Source organism: Falsiroseomonas sp. E2-1-a20 (assembly GCF_051433195.1).
Lineage (GTDB): Bacteria > Pseudomonadota > Alphaproteobacteria > Acetobacterales > Acetobacteraceae > Falsiroseomonas.
Map to the genome: position 1 here is coordinate 34,004 of NZ_JBHMFT010000022.1, position 21,175 is coordinate 55,178.

Genomic DNA, 21,175 nt, shown 5'->3' on the forward strand with positions numbered 1-21,175 from the left:
GGAGGGCCGACAGATGAACGCGACCACCATCACCGTGCCGCAGGCCGACCCCGGCGCCGGCTACCGCGCCCACAAGGCGGAGATCGACGCCGCGGCGCTGCGGGCGCTCGGCTCCGGCTGGTATATCCTGGGCCAGGAAGGCGCCGCCTTCGAGAAGGAGTTTGCTGCCTGGCAGGGTGCGGCCCGCGCCGTCGGCTGCGCCAATGGCACGGACGCCTTGATGCTGACCCTGCGCGGCATGGGCATCGGCGCGGGCTGCACCGTGGTCACCGTCTCCCACACCGCGGTCGCCACCGTCGCCGCCATCGAGATGACCGGGGCGACGCCCCTGCTGGTCGATATCGACCCGGACACCATGACCATGGACCCGGACGAACTGGTCGCCGTGCTGAACGATCCGCCGCCGGGGCTGCCGCCGATCCGCGCCATCATCCCGGTGCATCTGTACGGCCAGTCCTGCGACCTCGAACCGATGCTGGCGGCGTGCCGCGAGCATGGCGTGATGGTGATCGAGGACTGCTCCCAGGCGCATGGCGCGACGCTCGGCGGGCGCAAGGTCGGCACGATGGGCGATGCGGCGTGCTTTTCCCTGTACCCGACAAAGAACCTCGGCGCGCTGGGCGATGGCGGCGTGATGTCGACCGATGATGCGGCGCTGGCCGACCGTATCGGCGCGATCCGGCAATATGGCTGGAAGGAGCGCTACATCAGCGACACCATCGGCGTGAACAGCCGGCTGGACGAGGTGCAGGCGGCGATCCTGCGGGTGCGCCTGACCCACCTGGACGCTGCCAATGCGCGGCGCGGGGAGATCGCGGCGCGCTACGACGCGGCGCTGGCCGATTCGTCCTACGCGCCGCCGGTGCGCCGCGCCGGGGCCGGCCACGTCTTCCACCAGTATGTGCTGCGCGTGCCGGATCGCGCCGGGCTGATGGCGCGGCTGCGGGCGGAGGGGGTGGCGACCGCCATCCACTACCCGGCGCCGGTGCATCTGCAACCGGCCTATCGCGGCCGCACGCCGCTCGGCCCGGCCGGCTGCGCCGAGACGGCGCGGGCGGCGGGGGAGGTGATGAGCCTGCCGATGTTCCCCGAACTGACCGAGGCGCAGATCGACCACGTCTGCCGGGTGCTGCGCGCGCTGTAGCGGAGGCTACCCGCCGCGCACGGGCACATCCTCCGGCCGCGGCGGGGTCCATTCCATCTCCGGGTCCAGCGGGTGGATCGGCCGCGGCACCTGCCGCCACGGCACGCGGGCGAGCACCACGGTGGTCAGGCCGCGCACATCGACCTCGATGATGCGGTCGTTCGGAAAGATGTCGTCGAAGCCGGCGCGGAAATGGCCGCGGGACTTCACCACCAGGCTCCGCGCCGCGCGCAGGTCCACGCCGAGCATCTCCAGCATCGCCGGTTCCGCCAGTTGCTTGCGCTGCGTCACCACGGCGACGCGCAGCCAGCCGATGCGGAGCAGGGCCGTGGGGCCGAGCGGGACCTGGCGGCCGGCATAGATGCCACGGCGGCCGATGCAGGCGCCATCGGACAGCGCCTCCACCACCGCCTCGGCCTCCAGCCGGTGCGACAGCGGGTGGGTCTCGTCCCGGTTGAAGCGGGCGGTGAAGCGGGCACCGGCGCCGAGCGCATGGGCCTCCGCCGCCAGGGCCGGGTCGTTGTGGATGCCGAGCACGGCGCCGTGGACGCCGGCCTTCAGGAAGGCGTCGAGGATATCGGTGGTATTGCCGCGGCCGCCGCCGCCGGGATTGTCGGCGACATCGGCGAACAGCAGCGAGGGCCTGGCCGGGTCGCGCCCGGCTGCCAGCGCCATCGCCGTGGCATCCTCCAGGCTGGTCAGGTTGGTGGTCCAGCGATGCCGGCTGTCCCAGATCCAGGCGGCGATCTCCGCCACCACCGCCTGCGCCCGGGCCGCATCGGTGCGGGTGGTGACGATGACCGAAAGCCCGTTCTTCGGCGTGTCGCCGAGCGAGAAGCCGGACAGGATGGAGACGTTCAGCACCTCATGGTCCAGGAAGCGCTGGCCGTGGGCGATGGCGTCGGCATAGGGGCCGGCGGCGGTGTTCTGGCTCGTCGCCGGCGGGATGAAGGGCAGCTTTCCGAACGCCATCCGCGGGCGCATCCCACCCAGCATGGCCCGCATCGCCGCCGCACATTCCGCGCCGCGCTCGGCCATGTCGACATGCGGGTTGGTCAGGAACGAGCAAAGCATGTCGGCGTGCTGGACCATGCGCCAGGAGATGTTGCCGTGCAGGTCGAGCGTTGCCAGCACCGGCACGTCCGGCCCGACGAGGCCGCGCACCAGCTCCAGCACCGTGCCGTCCGGGTCCGGATCCTCCGTCGCCGTGGCGGCGCCGTGGAGGGCGAGGAACACGCCATCCAGCGGCAACGCGGCGCGCAGCAGCGCCTCCAGCCGGGCCAGGTAGTCCTGGAACACGGCCTGGTCGATGGGGCCGGAGGCGCCGGCGCCGGCGGCGATGGTGCAGATGGGCTGCCAGGGGCGGCCGGCATCCATGGCCCGGATGAAGCCGGTCAGGCCGGTCGGGCCGCGCGGGGCGGGAAGGGCGAGGTCCGCGGCGAGCGCCGCGCCTTCCAGCCAGCAGGTCGCCTCGAACTCCGCGCGGCTGGCGACGGGGGCGTGGCCGTTGCTTTCCAGCATGAAGCCGCCGAGCGCGATGCGGGGGCCGTTCGCGGCTGGGGCGGTCATGCACGAATCCCTCGATGGTTCGGCGCCAGCATGGGGCGGCGTGCGCGCATTGCAAAACTCTGCTGGCGCGGGCGCCCTTCGCAGATGCAGCATGGCCGGCATGAACGATGCCTCCCCCGCCGCGCCCGCGGCCGATGCCACTGGCGACACCATCGCCGACCTGCTGCTGCGCCTGCGCGAGGCGCGGGAGGCAGCGGCGACCGATCCGTTCGGCGATCCGGTCCTGCTGATCGCGCTGGCGATCAGCCGGCGGCTGGATGATGGAAGGTTGGATGCGGGGGCGGTGGCGGCGCTGATCGCCCGCATCGCCGATACCGCGGCAGGGGAGCGGGCGCGCAGGCTGGCCGCCTATGTCGGGCTGGACCGCGGCGCCGCGACGCTGGATGCGCTGGCGGCGCGGCTGGTGCGGCCGGACCCGCAGGACAGCCCTGTACCCTTCGCGACCTATCGCCAGGTGGTGGAACGGCCGCGCTTCGCCGCGGTGTTCACCGCGCACCCCACCTTCTCGCTGCCACCGGCCACCGGGGTCGCGGTGGCCGCCGCGGCCTCCGGCGCCGAGTTTCCCGCCGGGCTCTCGCACCGCCCGGCGACGCCGACGCTGACCGAGGAATTCGTCCAGGCGGTCGCCGCCATCCAGCGCGGCCGGGATGCGCTGGACGCGCTGAACGGCGCGCTGCTGCGGGCGGCGCGCGGCGTCTGGGGAGATCGGTGGCAGGCGCTGCTGCCGGCGCCGGTGATCCTCTCCTCCTGGGTCGGCTACGACACGGATGGCCGCACGGATATCGGGTGGTGGGACACGATCGGCCTGCGGCTGACCATGAAGCGGCTGCAGTTGCAGCGCCTGGCCGCGCAGCTTTCCACGATTGGCGACTGCGCCGCGCCGATCGCCGCCCGCGTCGCACAGGCGGAATCGGCCGTGGCGCGGCAGCTGGAGGCGCTGCCGCAGCAGCCGGCGCCGGAGGCGGTGCAGGCCTTCGCCGGCGTGCTGGTGGGCGAGCGCGACGCGGCGCTGACCTCGCCCCGGCCGTTGCTGGATCTGTTCCCGGAGGCGATGGCGCGGGCGCCTGACGAGGCGGCGCGGCTGGCGCTCGCCGTGGCGCGGGCCGGGCTCGCCGCGCATGGGCTGGCGCTGGCGCATACCCACACGCGGCTCAACGCCTCGCAAATCCACAATGCGCTGCGGCAGCGGCTGGGGCTGACGGCATCGCCCGACGACATGGCCAGCCGGCGCGGGCTGCTGGCCGCGATGAACGCGGCGCTGGGCGATGTGGTGACGCAGCCGGTGGATTTCGGCGCGCTGATGGCCGAACAGGCCTCCGCCGTGCGGCTGATGATGACCATGGCGCAGATCACCAAGCATGTGGACGCCAGCCAGCCGGTGCGCTTCCTGATCGCCGAGACCGAAAGCGGCTACACGCTGCTCGGCGCGCTGTGGCTGGCGAAGCGGCTGGGCATCGACCGGCTGATCGAGATCTCGCCGCTGTTCGAGACGGCGGAGGCGCTGGAGCGCGGCGACAAGGTGGTGGAGGAGGCGCTGCGCAGCCCCTTCTTCCGCGACTACCTGCGCGGCCATGGAAGGCTGTGCCTGCAATTCGGCTACTCCGACTCGGGTCGCTATGTCGGCCAGTTGCCCGCCAGCTACCTGGCGGAGCGGCTGAAGCTTCGGCTGGCGGACCAGCTCAAGCGGCACGGCCTGTCCGACATCGAGCTGGTGCTGTTCGACACGCATGGCGAGAGCATCGGCCGCGGCGGGCACCCGGACAGCCTGGCGGACCGGTTGGACTACCTCTCTCCGCCCCAGGCGCGGGCGGCGTTGCAGAAGGCCGGGCTGCGGCTGCGGGAGGAAAGCAGCTTCCAGGGCGGCGACGGCTACCTGCTATTCGGCACGGCCGAACTGGCCGCGGCCACCATCGCGCGCATAGCCGAACACGCCTTCGCTGCGCCATCCGCCGAGCCGGACCCGATCTATGCCGAGAGCGACTACGGCGCCGATTTCTTCGCCACCATCCGGCGGGAGATGCAGGTGCTGGTCGAGGACCCAGGTTACGCCGCGCTGCTCGGCGCCTTCGGGCCGGGGCTGCTGGACCGCACGGGCTCGCGGCCCGCGGCGCGGCAATCGGACATGGGCGGGCCGGCGCGGATCACCCACCCCTCCCAGCTTCGCGCCATCCCGAACAACGCGATCCTGCACCAGATGGGGTGGCTGGCGAACACCCTGCACGGGATGGGCGCGGCCGTCGCGGCCAATCCGGACGCCTTCGCCGATATGCGCGCGCGCAGCCCGCGCTTCGCCCGGGCGGTGGCCATGGCGGCGCGGGCGGCGGCGAGTTCGGATCTCGGCGTGCTGCGGGCGGGGGTGGATACGCTGGACCCCGGCCCCTGGCTCGACCGCGCCGGCGCGACCACGCGGCCGGGGCGGCGGGAGGAGTTGATGGATGTGGCGGCGGCACTGGAGCGGCTGGACCTGTCCTCCGCCGTGCGCCGCATGTTCAGAAGGTTGCAGGCCGATCATCTGGCCCTGCGTTCGGCCTGGCCGGAACTCCCGAAAATGCCGGACCGCCTGGTTCTGCTGCACGCGCTGCGGCTGGCGCTGATCCACCGCATCTGGCTGCTGGCCGTGCAGATCCCGGAATTCAGCCCACGCCACGGCGCGACGCGGGAGGCGCTGGTGCGCGGCATCCTGCAACTGGATGTGGAGCGCGCGCTCGCCCTGCTGGCCGAGGTGTTCCCGGCGCGGCCTGACCCGGCGACGGGGCTCGACTTCCACGAACCGGCCCCGGCCGAGGGTGGCGCTTCCTACGCCGCCGAACATGCGGCGCTGTTCCGGCCGATGGCGGGGTTTTTCCAGCTGGTGCGGGAATGCTCGGCGGCAATCGTGCACGAGGTCGGCGCCTTCGGGTGAACCGACCGCGCCGCGGCCCGTTGAGGCCGCGGCAGGAAAGGCGGCAACGATGAGCTATCTCCGCTTCGGCGCGATGATCTTGACATCGACCGTGGTGATGTTCGGGCTGATGTACCTGAACACCTACGCGATGGACCACGTCACCTTCAGCGAGACGCGGGCCTGGATGGCGCTGGTGATGGGCGGCGCCATGGCCATCATCATGCTGGCCTTCATGTGGGGCATGTACCGCAACCGCGCCGCCATTATCGGCATCCTGGTCGGCGGCGCGCTGGTGTTCGCCGGCGCGCTATGGCTCGTCCGCAGCCAGGCGACGGTGGACGAGGTTGCCTGGCTGCGCGCGATGATCCCGCACCATTCCATCGCCATCCTGACCAGCGAGCGGGCCGGGCTGCGCGACCCGCGGGTGCGCCGCCTGGCCGACACCATCATCGAGACGCAGCGGCGCGAGATCGAGGAGATGCGGGCGCTGATCGCGGAGCTGGAGGCGCCTGGCTGAGGTCAGGCGTTCTCCACCTCGCCGCCGCCCTCGACCCAGTCCTTGAAGCCGCCGAGGTTGCGGACATCGGCATAGCCCATGTCCTTCAGCGTCTTGCCGGCCATGGCCGCCCGGCCGCCGGAGGCGCAGTAGATGATGATGGTCCTGGCGCGGTCGAAGGCGGCCTCGTGCAGCGGCGATTCGGGGTCGGCGCGGAATTCCAGCAGCCCGCGCGAGACGGCCAGCGCGCCCTTGGCCTTGCCGGAGGCCTTCACCTCCGCCGCGTCGCGCACATCGAGCAGCACGGTCTGCGGCTGGGCGGCAAGCGTCTGGGCCTCGGCGGCGGAAATCCGCGGCACGGCGGCGTTGGCGGCGGCGAGCATGTCCTTGACGGTGGTGGGCATGGGCGGGTCCTCCGTTGCTGTGGCGAAGACCGACAGTAGCGCGTCCGGCGTGGGTCAAAAGCCCAGGCAGGCGGGCGCCGTGGTCACCATCACGCTCTCCTGTCCGAATCGGGACCGGTAGGCGGCGACCACCGGGGCGAGGCGGGCGTGGGCCTGGGCGGCGTCCGTGCCGGGGACGGCCACCACCAGCAGCTTGCTGCGCTCCCGCGCCACGGTGCCGGTGCGGCCGCGCCACTGGCCGGCGGCGTCCAGCACGGTCAGGCCATCGGGGAAGGCGGGGGTCACCACCTCGTCCAGGAAGCGGGTCCAGGCCGCGTCCGTCACCACCTCCGCGCCGTTGGCATTGCGGCCGAAACACCCCTCCAGCCTCGTCGCGCTCGCGAGGCCGGGCGGGCAGCCGGGGGGCGTGGCGGCGCAGGCGGCGGCCAGCAGGACCAAGGGCAAGGCAAGGATGCGCATGCGCGCAGGCTACGCCGATCGGGCCGCCATGCGCAGCAGGGCAAAGGCGCCGAGCACGCCCACCGCCGCAATCGAAAGCGCCGCCTCCGCCCCCAGGGTCAGCAGCAGCGGCGCGAAGGCGGCGGGGGCCACGGCCATGGCGGTGGTGACCGGCGCCATGACGCGGCCGGCGACAACGGCGTAGCCATCCGTGCCGTGCAGCTCGATCAGGCAGGCGGGGCGCATCACGCTCATCAGGCCGGAGGCCAGGCCGTAGGCGAGCACGAAAGCGGGCGCCGCACCGGCCACGACCAGCGGCAGCAGCAGTGCCAGCGGCATCAGCAGCAGGGCGGCGGAACAGACCGTCATCGCCCGCAGCTTCGCGCCGCCCAGCACATCCAGCGCCCGCGCCGCCACCTGCGCCGGGCCGACCAGCGCCGCCCACCAGATGGCGCTGGCACGGTCCAGCCCCAGCGACTCCACCAGCAGCACCATGTTGGCCAGGATGGCGCTGCCGATCAGCACCTGGAGCGTGAAGGCGGCGGACAGCCAGCGCAGCCGTGGCGGCAACTTCTGGGAGGGTGGCCGGGCCGGGCGCGGGCCGCGCGGCTGGGCGGGGATGCAGAGCAGGTGCAGCGGCAAGGTCACCAGAAGGTGGATGCCGGCGGAGGCCAGCACCGCGCCGCGCCAGCCATACGCCACCTCCAGCGCCGCCAGCCCCGGCCAGGCGACGGCCGAGGCCATGCCGGAGGCGAGTGCGAGCAACCCGAGGCGTCGCCGCGCGCGGTCCGCGCCCATCGCCGCGAGGGCGGCGTTGGCGGCCTCGGTCAGGGCCAGGGCCCCGGCCACGCCCATGACCAGGCAGGCGACCAGCGCCTGGATCGCGGAGCCCGAGAAGGCCAGCAACGCGAGGCCCGCGGCGAATGCGACGGACCCGGTGGCCATGGCCGGCCGCGCCCCGTGCCGGTCGATGGCACGCCCGACCATGGGCGCCAGCAAGCCCGCCAGGCCGAGCAGGATGGCGATGCCCGCGAAGCTGGTGCCGGGCGCCAGGCCCAGGTCGCGCTCCATCGCCGGGCCGAGCACGCCGGGCAGGAAATAGGCGGTGCCCCAGCCGAGGATCTGCGTCGCGCCCAGCGCGGCGACGACCACCCCGGGCGGCAGGATCACGCCGTGGTGGCCAGCAGCACCACCCCCGCCGAGATCAGGCCGATGGCCATGATCTTCGCGAGACCCAGGCTTTCGCCGAACATGCCCCAGCCGATCAGCGCGATGACGACATAGCTCGCGGCCGTGCAGGGCAGCGCGACCGACATCGGGATCTTCCGCAGCGCGATGATGTACAGCAACGCCGCGCCACCGTAGCAGCCGAGGCCGAGGATGGTCTGCCAGCGGAACAACTGGTCGATGAAGCCGGCCTCCGCCGCGACGGAGCCGGAGGCGCCCGCCTTCAGCAGGATCTGCCCGACCAGGGAGGTGGTGATGGCCGCGGCCAGGGTGACCCAGGCGGCGATCATGACCTTCGGCCTTCCGATGTCACGATATCCCGCACCACGCCCTGCGGCTTGCCGTTGGCCGAGAGGAAGGCGCGGCCGACATATTCGCCGAGCACGCCGAGGATGAGGAACTGCACGCCGGCGACCAGCAGCGTGACCGTCATCATCGAGGCCCAGCCGGAGGGGGTCTCGCCGCTCAGACCCTCGAACATGACGTAGGCGGCGGCGAAGATGCCCATGACACCCATCACCGCGCCGGCCAGGATCGCCAGGCGCAGCGGCAGGACAGAGAAGTTGGTGGCCAGGTTCAGCCACAGCAGCACCAGGCGCTTCAGCGTATAGTTGGACCGGCCCTCGGCGCGCGGCAGGTGCTTCACCTCGATCGAGTCGAGGCGTTGCGTCACCTGCATCAGCAGGCCGTCGACGTAGGGATAGGGGCCGCTGTACTTCGCGACCTCCCGCACCGCCAGCGCGCTCATGCAGCGGAAGGAGGACAGGTACAGGCCCTTCGGCTTGTCCAGCAGCATGTCCGCCACGCCATTGGCGAAGCGGCTGCCGAGGTTGCGCCAGCCCTCGTGTTCCTTCACCGCGTAGCGCGTGTAGACCACGTCCCAGCCGCCGAGGCGGGCGTGGTCGTACAGCCGCAGCACTTCCTCGGGCGGGTTCTGCAGATCGTCGTCCATGGTGATGACGAAGGCGCCGCGGGCCTGGCGCAGGCCGGACATGACCGCGTTATGCTCGCCGAAATTGCGCGCATGCTCGATGTAGGTGAGCGGCACGGTGGCGGTGGCGGCCAGCGCGCGGCACACCTCGGCGGAATTGTCGGGGCTGCCGTCGTTCACCAGGATGATCTCGAGCCCGCCGGCCGGGCGCAGCACGGACAGCGCCTCGACCAGCGCGCCGACGGTGGCGGCGCCGCGATAGACCGGGACGACGATGGACAGGCCCACCGGCGTATCGGCCGGCGTATCGGCCGGCGTCACGGAAAGCCCCTCGGCGGCGGGCAGGGCGTCGGTCACTTCGGGTTCTCCGTCAGGGCCGCGTGGCGATGACGAGGACGGAGCCACCGCCGGGCATGGGGATGCCGGAAGTGCCGATCCGCCGCTCGATCTCCGAGACGGCATGCAGGGTGGTGTCGATCCAGGGCGGGAAGCTGGTCACGTCGCTGGGCGCATCGGGGTTGCGGTGCAGCACCTTGCGTTGCAGCGCCATCAGCGGCAGCAGCAGGCCGTTCCAGTAGTTCGTGGCGACGCCGGTGAAGCCGGCCGCCGCCAGAAGGGCGCGGGCGCCGGCGGCGGTGTAGCGGCGGGCGGTGTGCACGCGCGTGTCGTGCGCGCTGCGCAGCCATTCATAGGCTGGCAGGTTCAGGATCACGGTGCCGCCGGGGCGCAGCACGCGGTGCAGTTCGGCCATGCCGCGGGCCGGGTCGACGCCGGCATGGCAGATGACATCGATGCTGACGGCGGCGCCGAAGCTGGCATCGGCGAAGGGCAGGATGTTGGCGTCGCCCGCGGCGACCGGCCAGCCGGATTTCCGGGCGGCGCGGTCGGCCGCCTCGGCATTGTATTCGAGGCCCATCGCCGGGCGATCGGGCACCTGCTGCGCCAGGCGTTGCAGGAAGCCGCCGGTGCCGCAGCCGGCATCCAGCACCGGGCCGGGGACGCCGGGGCGGGCGCGCAGCGCATCGAGCACCCGGGCATGGGCGGCGCGATACCACCACATGCCGTCCTCGGCGGCGTCCATCAGGGCGTATTCTGCGGGTTCCACGCCGCCCTTGTGACGGGCAAGCGCGGCGGCCGCAAGGCGGCCTCGCGGCGGGCGTGAGGCAGCCGCGCGCGCAGGGCCCGCCGCATCGACGCCGCAATGCGGTTGCACCATCCGCCCCGCGCGCCGAGGATGCCCTAGACCAGGATGCCCGAGACCAGGATGCCGGCGACCAGGCCCCGATGATGACCCCGAACCCCCCGAGCCGTCCGGCTCCCGCCGAGATCCAGGCCGCCCCGCACGCCTTCAGCCCGGCCGAGCCGATGGCGCGGGACCGCCTGCTGCGCGCGCTCGCCGTGCTGCCGGCGCTGGGCTTCCTGCTGATGGTCCTGACGCCGCCGCTGAACCACGACGTCGCCGCCATCCTGAACTTCGCCACGCGCTGGGTGGGCGGGGAGGCGCTGTTCCGCGACCTGATCGACGTCAACCCGCCGCTGATCTTCGTCCTCACCGCGATCCCGGCGCTGATCGACCGCTTCACGCCGCTGGACCCGGTGCAGTCCTGGCTGCTGTGCGTGCTGGCCTGCTGCGCGCTGTCCTGGCGCTTCTGCCTGCGGCTGCGGGAGGGCTGGGACGAGGGGGTGGTGGAACGCGCGGTGCTGGACGCGCTGATCCCGCTGGTCCTCGTCATGGTCGCCTACGATGTCGGCCAGCGCGAGCACCTGATGGGCCTGTTCGCGCTGCCCTACGCGCTGCTGGCCGCGCGGCGGGCGGAGGGGATGGCGACGCCGCGGGGCCTCGCCATTGCCGTGACCGTCGCGGCCGCGCTGGCCTTCGCGCTGAAGCCGCATTTCCTGGCGGTGCCGGCGCTGGTCGAGGCGCTGGTGCTGCTGCGGCGCGGCCCGGCGGCGGCGCTGCGGGACCGGCTGCCCTGGCTGATGGCCGGCATCTGGCTGCTGTACCTGGCCAGCCTGCCGGTGTTCTTCCCGGACTACCTCGGCTTCGTCGTGCCGCTGGTGGTGGATTTCTACCTGTCCAATGGCGGCATCGGCCTGTTCGACGTGCTGCTGACCAACCAGCTCGGCCCGGCGCTGTTCGCGCTGGCGGCGGCGCTGGCGCTGCTGGCCTGGCCGGGGGCGGGGGCCCAGGCGCGGATGCTGGGCTGCGTCGGCGTCGGCAGCTTCCTGTCTGCCTGGGTGCAGCACAAGGGCTGGTCCTACCACGTGGTGCCGATGGCCATGGCGACGGCGCTGATGGCGGGCTGGGTCGCGGCGCGCTGGGTGGATCGCAACCTTCCGGCGGGGCGGGCGCAGGCGGCGGCGCCGGGGCTGGCGCTGGCGGTGGTGGTGGCGCTGTCCGTGGTGCATCTGCGCGGCGAAAGCCCGTGGCGGCAGATCTGGTACGGCGCCCTGGCGGAAGGCCGGCTGACCGCGGCGCTGAAGCGGGAGGTGGCGGGGGAACGCCTGCTGGTGCTCTCGCCGGACATCTATCCGGTCTATCCGGCGCTGAACTACGCCCGCGCCCGGTCCACCCTGCGGACCATGAACCTGTGGGTGCTGATTGGCGCCTACCAGGGTTGCCCGGAGGGCGCGCCGCGCTACCGCGAGCCGTCCGAGATGTCGCGGCCGGAATTCCTGGTATACCGGACGGTGGCGGAGGATTTCGCCCGCGCGCCGCCGGGCGGCGTGCTGGTGGCGAAGAACTCCGGCATCGCGCGCTGCGGCGCGGAGGATTTCGACCCGATCGCCTATTTCTCCCGCCACCCGGCCTTCGCCGAGACCTGGCGGCACTACACGCGGGTGGTGCACATGGACACCTACCGCCTTTACCTGCGCGAGGACTGATGTCGCACGAAGACTATGTCGGCCGTACCGAAACCCGCGAGGACCGCATCGACCCGCGCCTGCTGCGCGGGCTGGCGGCGACCCTGGGCCGGAAGGCGCCCACCGAACTGCCGCCGCTGTGGCACTGGATGCTGTTCCAGGACTGGGTGATGCCGGGGGGCATCGGGCCGGATGGCCACCCGAAGCGGGGCGGCTTCCTGCCGCCGGTGCACGACCTGCCGCGCCGCATGTGGGCCGGCGGGCGGTTGCGCTTCCACCCGGTGGCGCTGCATGCGGATGACGAGGTGACGCGCACCAGCACCATCCTGAAGGTGGAGGAGAAGTCCGGCGGATCGGGCCGCCTGGTCTTCGTCACCGTGGGCCACCTGCTGCACGGCCCGGCCGGGCTGGCGCTGGAGGAGGAGCAGGACATCGTCTATCGCGGGGCGGAGGGCAGCGCGGTGAAGCCGGGTGCCGCGGCGCCGGACTGGCCGGGGGCTGCCACCGCCACGGTGCTGCCGGATGCGGTGATGCTGTTCCGCTATTCGGCGCTGACCGGCAACGGCCACCGCATCCACTACGACCACCCCTATGTCACCGGCGTGGAGGGCTATCCCGGCCTGGTGGTGCACGGCCCTCTGCAGGCGACGCTGATGGCGCAGCACGCGCTGGACCACGCATCCGGAAAGCGCCTGCACCGCTTCGCCTTCCGCGGCCGCCGCCCGGCCTTCGACGGGCGGGCGCTGACGGTGCTCGGCCGGGTGGAGGGCGAGCAGGTGATGCTGGAGACGCGCGACGATACCGGCGCCACCTGCATGCAGGCCGAGGCGGAACTGGCTGACGCCGTTGCCTGACCGAGAACCGCCCGCGGTGACGGGACGCCTCCTGTCGCCGCTGGCCCGGCTTCCCCTGGCACAGGACACGCTGCGCGGTATCGGCATCATCGTCGCGGGCTACACCGTGATTTCGGCCGCGGATGCCGCGGTGAAATGGGCGCTGCCGGAGGTGGGCGTCGCCGTTGCCATGATCTGGCGCGGTGTGTTCGGCATGCTGGCGATCGCGCTGCTGGTCCGCGGGCGTGGGCTGGCCCCGGTGCGCAAGCCGTTGCTGGCGTTGCGGTCCTCCATGCACTGCATCGTCACGGTGGCGTTCTACCTGGCCTGGTTCAATGCGTTTCCGCTCGGGGCTTCCTATGCCGTGAATGCGGCGGCGCCGCTGATCATGACGGTGCTGGCGATTCCCCTGCTCGGCGAGAAGGTGGGCTGGCGGCGCTGGACCAGCACCTGCGTCGGCTTCGCCGGCGTGATGATCATCCTGCAACCCGGCGGCGAGTTGTGGCGGTGGGAGGCGGCGATGCTGCTGGCGGGTGCCGCGACGCTCGGGCTGACGCGGATCTGGACGCGGGTGCTGGCGGCGACCGACACGCCGCAGGCCATCGCGTTCTGGCTGCTGGCGGCGCATGTGCCGGTGGGGCTGCTGCTGCTGCCGGTGTTCCCGCCGCTCGGCCCGCTGGTGCCGCGCTGGGAGGTGTTCGTCTGCCTCGCCTTCCTCGGCATGGCGAATGGCTGCGCGCATCTGCTGTTCTCCCGCGCCTTCGCCATCGCGCCGGTCTCGGCTCTCGCGCCCTATGAATACACCACGCTGCTGTGGGGCGGGGTGCTGGGCTTCCTGATCTGGGCGGAGGTGCCGGCCTGGAACACGGTGGCGGGCGCCGTCGTCGTCATCGCGGCCGGGCTGTACAACCTGCACCGCGAACAGGTGCGGCGGCGCGAGGATCGCGCGGCGGGGCTCCGGTAGTGGCCCTCAGGCACGACCCCAAGCGCGGCATGACCTTCATGCTGCTGGCCTGCGCGCTGTTCGCGGCGATGAGCGTGCTGGTGAAGGAACTCGCCGGGCGCATTCCCTTCACCGAGCAGATGTTCTTCCGCAGCGCCTTCGCCCTGCCGGTGGTGATGATCATCGTCCTGCGCCTGACCGGCCTGCGCGGCGACATCGCGGGCGTGCTGCGGACGAAGCGCTTCCCAGCGCATGTGCTGCGGGCGCTGTCGGGCACGGCGGCGCAGGCCTGTTCCTTCTATGCGCTGACGCTGCTGCCGCTGGCCGAGCACACCGCGCTGACCAACACCACGCCGCTGTTCGTCACGCTGCTGTCGATCCCGCTGCTGGGCGAGAAGGTCGGCATCCATCGGGGTGGCGCGGTGCTGGTGGGCTTCCTCGGCATCCTCGTCATCGCGCTGGGGCAGGGCGCCTTCACCGGGGATTTCGGCGGTGCGGCGCGCTGGGGGATGATCGCGGCGGTGGCGCATGGGATGTTCTCGGCGGGCACCACCATGCTGGTGCGGACGCTGTCGGGCAGCGAATCCTCGGCCACGATCGTGCTGTGGCAATCGCTGCTGATGACCTTCTTCACGCTGTTCGCCATGCCCTTCGCCTGGGTCTGGCCGGGGCCGTCCGACCTGGTGCTGCTGATCCTGATCGGGCTGATCGGCGGCGCCGCGCAGGTGCTGCTGACGGAGGCCTGGGCCAGCGCGCAGGTGTCGTTCCTGGCGCCCTATTCCTATTCGTCGCTGCTGTGGGCGGTGCTGTTCGGCTGGGCCGCCTTCGGCGACGTGCCGGGCGTCTCGACGCTGGCCGGCGCGGCGTTGATCGTGGTGGCGAGCCTGTACATCATGCGGCGCGAAATCCTGCTGGGGCGCAAGAAGCGATGAGCCTTCCTTTCCTGCGCGAGGACGCGCTGCCGGTGGGCGTGGTGCAGCCGGTGGCGCCGGGCGTGCGGCGCATCCTGTGCGGCAATCCGGGGCCCTTCACCTGGCGGGGCACGAACACGTATCTGATCGGGCAGGGCCGCGTGGCGGTGCTGGACCCGGGGCCGGTGGATGCGGCGCATCTGGAGGCCATCCTGCGCGCCACGGAAGGCGAGGCGATCAGCCACATCCTGGTCAGCCATACGCACCGGGATCATTCGCCCGGCGTCGCCGCCTTGCAGGATGCGACCGGTGCGCCGAGCCACGGCTTCGGCCCGCACATGACCCCGCCGGACCAGGGCGGCGAGGGCGGCGACCACGGCTTCACGCCGGATGTGACGCTGGCGGATGGCACGGTGCTGGAGGAATTCGGCCTGCACGCCATCCACACGCCCGGCCACTGCGCAAACCATCTGTGCCTGGCGCGGGAGGACGGCGTGGTGTTCAGCGCCGACCATGTGATGAGCTGGTCCACCACCGTGGTCAGCCCGCCGGATGGCGACATGGCAGCCTACATGGAATCACTCGCCAAGCTGGCGCGGCGGGAGTCGCATCTGTACCTGCCCGGCCACGGCCCGCCCCTGCCGAACCCCGCGCGCTTCGTCGCGGCGCTGGCGGCGCATCGTCTCGAACGCGAGGCGAAGGTGCTGGACGCGCTGCGGGCGGCGCGACGTGCGACGGCGCTGGAACTGGTGCCGGCGGTCTATGGCCCGGTGCTGGAGATGAGGCTGGTGCCGGCCGCGGCGCGCAGCCTGCTGGCGCATCTCATCAAGCTGGAGGCCGAGGGTGCGGCGGCGCGGGATGGGGAGGCGTTCGAGCCGCGCTGAGCTACTCGTCGCTCATCCGGTTGTCGTTGCCGCGATAGACGATCTTGGGCCGGCTGGTGCGCTGGTCCGGCGGCACCGTCAGCCATTCCGCGAACTCGTTGAGGATCATCGCCGTGATGTCGGCGAGCTTCGCCGCGCGTGCCTGGGCCAGGGGATACCAGGCCAGCCCTTCCAACTCGCCGGAGCCGCTGATCTCACCCCGCACGAAGTCCGCCGGCGCGATCAGGAAGCGCGCGTCGAAGCGCATGCTGCGCCGCGTCGGCGTCACGGCGCGGCACAGGTAGTCGAGCGGCGCGAGGTCGGCGAGCAGGCGTTCGCCTTGGCGGTCGCCGAGCAGCAGGCCGGTTTCCTCGAACAACTCGCGCACTGCGGCGACGCCGAGCGCGCGGGCGAGGGAGGGTGGCGCGCGATGCGCCAGCAGGGCCAGCGTCTCCGGCTTCAATTCGGACAGCACGCGCACGCGGTGGTCGCCGCGGTCGACACGGCCGCCGGGGAAGACCAGCACGCTCGGCATGAATTTGTGCTTGGCGTGGCGCATGCCCATCAGGATCTCGGGCTCGCCGGAGCCTTGCCGCCAGACGATCAGGCTGGCGGCGTGGCGCGGTTTCACCGCGCGCTTGCGCGGCGCCGGGACCAGGTCGCCGGTGCCGCCGGGGTTGTCGGCGGTTGCGTCAGCCAAGGTGGATGCCCCGGCTGGCGAGCCATTCACGGAAGTTCGCCCGCTCCGGGACCGAAAGCTGGCGGGCGGCGTTGTCCGACCAGGTGCAGCCTTCCGGCTTCGGGCCGTGGACATTCGGGTAGCGTGGCTTGCCGGGCGGGCGCAGCGCGTCATAGGCGGGCAGCGCGGTGGCCAAGCCGCTGTCGTCATAGGTCTCGCGGTGCACGACGACGGCAGGCGGCAGGCGTGGCGAGGTCTCGTTGCGCGCGGCGGGGAAGCCGAGCGTCAGGCCGGCGAGCGGGAACACCCCTTCCGGCAGGCCGAACAGCTTCGCCACCAGGCCGAGGTTGTTGCGGACATAGGAGATCGGGCAGGTGCCGAGGCCCACCGCCTCCGCCGCCATGACGCAGAAGCCGAGCGCCAGGGCGGCATCGGCGGAGGCGTTCAGGAAGGTGTCGATGCTGTCATTGGCGTGGACGCGGCCGTGCTGCGCGCAGAGCTGCCGGCCGCGGCGGATGTCGCCGCAGAACAGCAGCAGGATGGGTGCTTCCTTGATCCACGGCATGGTGCCGATGGCATCCGCCACGGCGGCGATCTTTGCCGGGTCGCGGGTGACCAGGATGGAGTATTGCTGCAGGTCGGATTTCGCGGGCGCCGATTGCGCGCCGGCCAGCACCGCGTCCAGCAGCGCGTCCGGCACCGGGTCCGGCCGGTAGCGGCGGGTCACGCGGCGGTCCAGCAGCATGGCGAGGCCCGCGGGGATTTCGGGCGGCGAAAAGGGCAGCGCGCCGTAGCGGGCGCGGATCAGGGCTTCGGCATCCATGGGGCGGCAGCCTGCCACGAGGTTCAAAGACGCACCACCCAGGCATCGGCGACGGTCACGCCCTCTCCCGGGCGGCCGACGATCAGCGGGTTGATCTCCGCCTCCGCGATGCCGGTCAGGCGGGAGACGGCGACGATGGCGGCGGCCAGCGCATCCAGGTCGCCCTTCGGCAGGTTACGCCAGCCGGTCAGCGGCTTCAGCGCGCGGACCTCAGAAATCATGGCGTGGGCTTCGGGAAGATCGACCGGTGCCAGGCGCAGCGCCACGTCGCGATGCAGTTCGGACAGCACGCCGCCGGCGCCGAGCAGCACCACGGGGCCGACTTCCGGATCCTGTCGGAAACCGAGGATCGCCTCCGCCAGGCCCTTCGCCATGGGCTGCACCAGCAGGCCGGTGATGCGGGCGCCGGGGGCCGCGGAGGTGACGCGGGCGCGCATGGCGGCGGCGGCCTCGCGCAGCGCGGCCTCGTTCGGGATGTTCAGGGCGACGCCGCCGACCTCCGTCTTGTGGGCGAGGTCCGGCGAGAGGATCTTCAGGGCGACGGGGTAGCGCAGGCCGTCCGGTGGCTTGTCCTGCATGATGGCGAAGGGGGAGGCGAGGCCGAGGGTGGCGAAGACCTCCCGCGCATCGGCCTCGTCGGGGTAGTCGGGCAGCGCGATGGTGGGGGGCGTGGTGGCCGGGATCTCGCGCGGGGCCTGCCAGTTGCAGAAGGCGTTGATGCAGTCGGCCGCGGATTCGGCGGTGCGGAAGGCGGCGATGCCGGATTCCGCCAGCAGGCGAAGCGATGCTTCCGCCTGTGGGGCGAGGAAGGCGGCGACGGGCTTGCCCGGCGCCTTGGCGCCCTCGACGATGCCGCCGACGGCGTCCTTCGGGCGGAACTGCGCGGAGCTGCCGACGACGGCGAGCACCAAATCCGTGTCCTTCGCCGCCCGCAGCGCATCGAGCGCGCCCATGACACGATCGGGCCGCGTGCCGGCCAGCGTCATGTCGAGCAGTCGCGAATGGGCGTAGAGGCTGGCGGCCTCCAGCTTCGCGGCAGCGGCCGCATCCGGCTTGCGCGCCTCGATGCCCAGCACGCCGAGCGCATCGACGGCAAGTGCGCCGCCGCCGCCCGTCGTGGTCATCACGCTGACGGCGCGGTGGCTACGCGCGGGCGGACGGCGGCCGGCGACCAGCAGCGGCAGTTCCAGCAGGGCCTCCAGCATCGTCACGCGCAGGATGCCGTGGGCGCGGAAGAAGGCCTCCGCCGCCGCGTCGCTGCCGGCGAGCGCGCCGGTGTGGCTGGTGGCGAGTTCGGCGCCGAAGGGGCTGCGGCCGAGCTTCAGCGCGACGATCGGCTTGCCGAGGTCGCGCGCCTTGCGGGCGGCGGCGGCGAGTTGTCCGGGCGCGCGGATTGCCTCCAGGAACAGCGCGACGACATCGACCTGCGGGTCGTCGAGCAGCAGGGAGGCGATCTCGCCCGCCGTCAGGTCGGCCTCGTTGCCGGTGCCGATGAGGTGGGAGAAGCCGAGGCCGCGCGCCGCGCCACGCGACAGCAGCGCGCCCATCATGGAACCGGATTGCGAGACCAGCGCGACGCGACCCGACGGCAGCGCCTCGGCTTCCAGGGCCGCGTTGGTGGTCAGCGCAGTGCGGGCGTGCAGGTTGACGATGCCCATGGAATTGGGGCCGAGCAGGCGGACGCCACCAGCCTGCGCGGCGGCGAGGACGCGCGCCTGGAGGGCGGCACCCTGCGGCCCGGCTTCCGCGAAGCCATCGGCCAGGATGCAGGCGACGGGGATGCCGCGGGCGGCGACGGCAGCGACCTGCGCCTCGACATTGTCGGTGCCGAGCAGGATGTAGGCGAAGTCGATCTCGCCGGGGATGTCGGCGAGGGTGGCGTAGGCACGCTCGCCCAGCACCTCCGCCGCGCGTGGGTTCACCGGGAACAACTCGCCCGCAAAGCCGTGGCGGCGCAGGTAGCGCTGCGGGCGGGCCGTCAGGCGCTGCTCGTCGGCGGAGGCGCCGATGAGGGCGATGCGGCGCGGGTTCAGCAGCGCCTGGTTCAGTAGCGTTGGGGCGAGCGGCGTCACTTCGGCGGCCGTTGCGAGAAGCTGCGGCCGAAGACACCCTCCGCGATGCGATTCTTCATCATCTCCAGGCTGCCGCCGGCGATCATCCAGCCGCGCGTCTTGCGGACGCAGTATTCGATCAACAGGTCCTGGCTGTAGCCGGTGCCGCCCATGATCTGCATGGATTCGTTCGAGGCCATCCAGCCGGCCTGGTTGCAGGCATACTTGGCCAGCGCCACGTCCTGCGGATCGGGCAGCCCGTCCTTCGCGCGGACGGCGGCGCGGTACAGCAGGAGCTGGGCGCTATCGAGCGCCACGCGCATTTCCGCGAACTTCCATTGCAGCCCCTGAAATTCCATCAGCGCGCGGCCGAACTGCCTGCGCTGTTCGGCATGTGCGCGGGCCTGGCGGAAGCAGTATTCGCCGAGCGCGAGGGCGCGGGTGGTGTTGCCGGCGCGTTCCACGTTGAAGCCGGCGATCTGCTTGCGGAAGCCGCCCTCGCCCAGCAGCACGTTCTCCGCCGGGATGAAGACGTTGTCGAAATATAGCGCGCACCAGGTCTCGCCGTTCATGTAGCGGCTGGGCTGGCCGAGGCGAAAGCCTTCCATGCCGCGCTCGACGATGACGCTGCCGATGCCGTTCACGCCGGGTCCGAAGCGGCAGTAGATGACGAAGACGCCGGCGTCTTCCGTGTTGGAGGTGAACACCTTGCCGCCATTGAGGCGAAAGCCGTTGCCGTCCTTCGTGCAGGTGGTCTTCAGGTCAGTCAGCGCGCTGCCGGCATCGGGTTCGGTCATGCCGACGGCCGCGATGGTTTCGCCCTTCAGAAGCGGCGTGAAGAAGCGTTCCTTCTGGCCAGGCGTCGCGTATTCGGCAAACGTTCGAAAGGCGCCGAAATTGCCGGCCTGGAGCACGTCGGCGCTGCGCGGGCAGACATAGGCGATCTGTTCCATCGCCAGCACCGCGTCGAACAGCGTGCCGCCCTGGCCGCCGTCTTCCTCCGGCACCATGATGCCGAACAGGCCGTTCTCCGCCATCAGCTTGGCGACATCCCAGGGGAAGCGCTCGTCATGCGCGCGCGGCAGGGCGTCCTTGGCCAGATGCGCTTCCGCGAAGCGGCGCACGCTGTCCTGGAAGGCGACCTGTTCCTCGGTGAGGGAGAAATCCATCAGACGGGGTCCCAACCGAAGACGTCGCCGCTGCGATCCAACGGCTGGAAGTTGGAGCGGAAGGCGGGCAGGGCGGTCTCGGCGATGGATTCCGGCGTCCAGCCCTCGCCGCGATGGGCGCTGCGGATCGGGCGCGGGTGGCTGAACAGGAACAGCTCGTTGTGACGGGCCGCGAAGATCTGGCCGGTGACGGCCTTGGCGGCATCGGAGGCCAGGAAGACGGCCAGCGGTGCGTTCTTCTCCGGCGTCATCTGCTGCATCCGCGCGACGCGCGCCTTCTCGGCCTCCGTGGTGGCGGGGATGGAACTGGTCATGCGCGACCAGGCGAAGGGCGCGATGCAGTTGGACCGCACGCCGAAGCGCTGCATGTCCAGCGCGATGGACTTCGACAGGGCCGCCACGCCCAGCTTCGCGGCGGAGTAGTTTGCTTGCCCGAAGTTGCCGATGAGGCCGGAGGTCGAGGTCATGTGGACATAGGCGCCGCTGCCCTGCTTCCGGAAATGCTCCGCCGCGGCACGCGAGACGAAGAAGGATCCGTTGAGGTGGACGCCGATGACGGTCAGCCATTCCTCCGGCGACATCTTGTGGAAAATCTGGTCGCGGAGGATGCCGGCATTGTTCACGACGATGTCGATGCGCCCGTAGGTGTCCACCGCCTGCGCCACGATGCGCTGCGCGCTGGACCAATCCGCCACGCCGTCCGTGTTCACCACCGCCTTACCGCCGCGCTGGGCAATGATGGCGACGGTCTGCTCGCCGGGGGTTGCGCTGGTCGGGCCCTCGCCGGTCAGGCTGGCGCCGATGTCGTTGACCACGACGGAGGCACCGGCCAGCGCCATGGCCAGCGCGATCTCCCGCCCGATGCCGCCACCGGCCCCGGTGACGACGGCAACCTTGCCTTCGAGCATCATCTTCCCTGCCTCCCGCTTGCGCATCTGCGTTCTA

At 71.8% G+C, this 21,175-nt stretch carries 20 protein-coding genes; 8 read left to right on the forward strand and 12 right to left on the reverse strand.

What is annotated here, in order from left to right; genetic code table 11:
• The first annotated feature begins 13 nt into the window (after nt 1–13).
• Nucleotides 14–1,144, forward strand: coding sequence for a DegT/DnrJ/EryC1/StrS family aminotransferase (locus tag ACFHPP_RS22040; RefSeq protein ID WP_437165391.1), 1,131 nt, complete (start codon nt 14–16; stop codon nt 1,142–1,144).
• A 6-nt stretch (nt 1,145–1,150) separates the two neighbouring features.
• Here ACFHPP_RS22040 and ACFHPP_RS22045 read toward each other — a convergent pair whose 3' ends face one another.
• Nucleotides 1,151–2,713: a M81 family metallopeptidase gene (locus tag ACFHPP_RS22045; RefSeq protein WP_437165392.1), complete on the reverse strand. Its 1,563-nt coding sequence runs from the start codon at nt 2,711–2,713 to the stop codon at nt 1,151–1,153.
• Between the two features lie 100 nt (nt 2,714–2,813).
• On the opposite strand from ACFHPP_RS22045, the gene ACFHPP_RS22050 reads away from it, so the two are divergent.
• Together ACFHPP_RS22050 and ACFHPP_RS22055 are read left to right on the forward strand one after the other, a co-directional pair.
• A complete protein-coding gene (locus tag ACFHPP_RS22050; protein WP_437165393.1) occupies nt 2,814–5,615 on the forward strand; it encodes a phosphoenolpyruvate carboxylase in 2,802 nt (933 codons plus the stop codon).
• 49 nt (nt 5,616–5,664) lie between these two features.
• On the forward strand, nt 5,665–6,114 hold the full coding sequence (locus ACFHPP_RS22055; RefSeq protein ID WP_437165394.1) for a DUF305 domain-containing protein: 450 nt from the start codon (nt 5,665–5,667) through the stop codon (nt 6,112–6,114).
• Between the two features lie 2 nt (nt 6,115–6,116).
• Here ACFHPP_RS22055 and ACFHPP_RS22060 read toward each other — a convergent pair whose 3' ends face one another.
• The 6 genes from ACFHPP_RS22060 to ACFHPP_RS22085 are packed head-to-tail and all read right to left on the reverse strand — an operon-like array spanning nt 6,117 to nt 10,174.
• The gene (locus ACFHPP_RS22060) at nt 6,117–6,497 is read right to left on the reverse strand and encodes a rhodanese-like domain-containing protein (RefSeq protein ID WP_437165395.1); all 381 of its coding nucleotides are present in this window, start codon (nt 6,495–6,497) and stop codon (nt 6,117–6,119) included.
• Nucleotides 6,498–6,551: 54 nt separating this feature from the next.
• On the reverse strand, nt 6,552–6,956 hold the full coding sequence (locus tag ACFHPP_RS22065; protein WP_437165396.1) for a DUF3574 domain-containing protein: 405 nt from the start codon (nt 6,954–6,956) through the stop codon (nt 6,552–6,554).
• A 9-nt stretch (nt 6,957–6,965) separates the two neighbouring features.
• Complete coding sequence (locus tag ACFHPP_RS22070) at nt 6,966–8,105, reverse strand: MFS transporter (RefSeq protein WP_437165397.1); 1,140 nt, start codon at nt 8,103–8,105, stop codon at nt 6,966–6,968.
• Entirely contained in the window at nt 8,102–8,452 is a 351-nt protein-coding gene (locus tag ACFHPP_RS22075; RefSeq protein ID WP_437165398.1) for a DMT family transporter, read from the reverse strand. Before ACFHPP_RS22075 ends, ACFHPP_RS22070 begins: the two co-directional genes overlap by 4 nt.
• Nucleotides 8,449–9,450, reverse strand: a complete 1,002-nt coding sequence (locus ACFHPP_RS22080) for a glycosyltransferase family 2 protein (RefSeq protein WP_437165399.1) — start codon at nt 9,448–9,450, stop codon at nt 8,449–8,451. The genes ACFHPP_RS22075 and ACFHPP_RS22080 overlap by 4 nt, the downstream gene beginning before the upstream one ends.
• A 13-nt stretch (nt 9,451–9,463) precedes the next feature.
• Nucleotides 9,464–10,174, reverse strand: a complete 711-nt coding sequence (locus ACFHPP_RS22085; RefSeq protein WP_437165400.1) for a class I SAM-dependent methyltransferase — start codon at nt 10,172–10,174, stop codon at nt 9,464–9,466.
• A 203-nt stretch (nt 10,175–10,377) separates the two neighbouring features.
• Here ACFHPP_RS22085 and ACFHPP_RS22090 point away from each other — a divergent pair, with 203 nt between their 5' ends.
• Genes ACFHPP_RS22090 through ACFHPP_RS22110 form a run of 5 tightly spaced genes read left to right on the forward strand, consistent with a single transcriptional unit; the run spans nt 10,378 to nt 15,529 of the window.
• Entirely contained in the window at nt 10,378–11,979 is a 1,602-nt protein-coding gene (locus tag ACFHPP_RS22090) for a hypothetical protein (protein ID WP_437165401.1), read from the forward strand.
• Nucleotides 11,979–12,812, forward strand: a complete 834-nt coding sequence (locus ACFHPP_RS22095) for an FAS1-like dehydratase domain-containing protein (protein WP_437165402.1) — start codon at nt 11,979–11,981, stop codon at nt 12,810–12,812. The genes ACFHPP_RS22090 and ACFHPP_RS22095 overlap by 1 nt, the downstream gene beginning before the upstream one ends.
• A 16-nt stretch (nt 12,813–12,828) precedes the next feature.
• Nucleotides 12,829–13,755 (forward strand): DMT family transporter, encoded by a 927-nt coding sequence (locus tag ACFHPP_RS22100; RefSeq protein WP_437165403.1) that lies wholly within the window; start codon nt 12,829–12,831, stop codon nt 13,753–13,755.
• Entirely contained in the window at nt 13,755–14,666 is a 912-nt protein-coding gene (locus ACFHPP_RS22105; RefSeq protein ID WP_437165404.1) for a DMT family transporter, read from the forward strand. Before ACFHPP_RS22100 ends, ACFHPP_RS22105 begins: the two co-directional genes overlap by 1 nt.
• Entirely contained in the window at nt 14,663–15,529 is an 867-nt protein-coding gene (locus ACFHPP_RS22110) for an MBL fold metallo-hydrolase (RefSeq protein WP_437165405.1), read from the forward strand. The genes ACFHPP_RS22105 and ACFHPP_RS22110 overlap by 4 nt, the downstream gene beginning before the upstream one ends.
• Nucleotide 15,530: 1 nt before the next feature.
• Here ACFHPP_RS22110 and ACFHPP_RS22115 read toward each other — a convergent pair whose 3' ends face one another.
• The 5 genes from ACFHPP_RS22115 to ACFHPP_RS22135 are packed head-to-tail and all read right to left on the reverse strand — an operon-like array spanning nt 15,531 to nt 21,141.
• Nucleotides 15,531–16,208 (reverse strand): NUDIX hydrolase, encoded by a 678-nt coding sequence (locus tag ACFHPP_RS22115; RefSeq protein ID WP_437165406.1) that lies wholly within the window; start codon nt 16,206–16,208, stop codon nt 15,531–15,533.
• Entirely contained in the window at nt 16,201–17,010 is an 810-nt protein-coding gene (locus ACFHPP_RS22120; RefSeq protein WP_437165407.1) for a nitroreductase family protein, read from the reverse strand. The genes ACFHPP_RS22115 and ACFHPP_RS22120 overlap by 8 nt, the downstream gene beginning before the upstream one ends.
• Nucleotides 17,011–17,033: 23 nt before the next feature.
• Nucleotides 17,034–19,082, reverse strand: coding sequence for an acetate--CoA ligase family protein (locus ACFHPP_RS22125; protein ID WP_437165408.1), 2,049 nt, complete (start codon nt 19,080–19,082; stop codon nt 17,034–17,036).
• A complete protein-coding gene (locus tag ACFHPP_RS22130) occupies nt 19,079–20,230 on the reverse strand; it encodes an acyl-CoA dehydrogenase family protein (RefSeq protein ID WP_437165409.1) in 1,152 nt (383 codons plus the stop codon). The genes ACFHPP_RS22125 and ACFHPP_RS22130 overlap by 4 nt, the downstream gene beginning before the upstream one ends.
• Nucleotides 20,230–21,141 (reverse strand): SDR family oxidoreductase, encoded by a 912-nt coding sequence (locus ACFHPP_RS22135; protein WP_437165410.1) that lies wholly within the window; start codon nt 21,139–21,141, stop codon nt 20,230–20,232. Before ACFHPP_RS22135 ends, ACFHPP_RS22130 begins: the two co-directional genes overlap by 1 nt.
• Nucleotides 21,142–21,175: the final 34 nt, after the last annotated feature.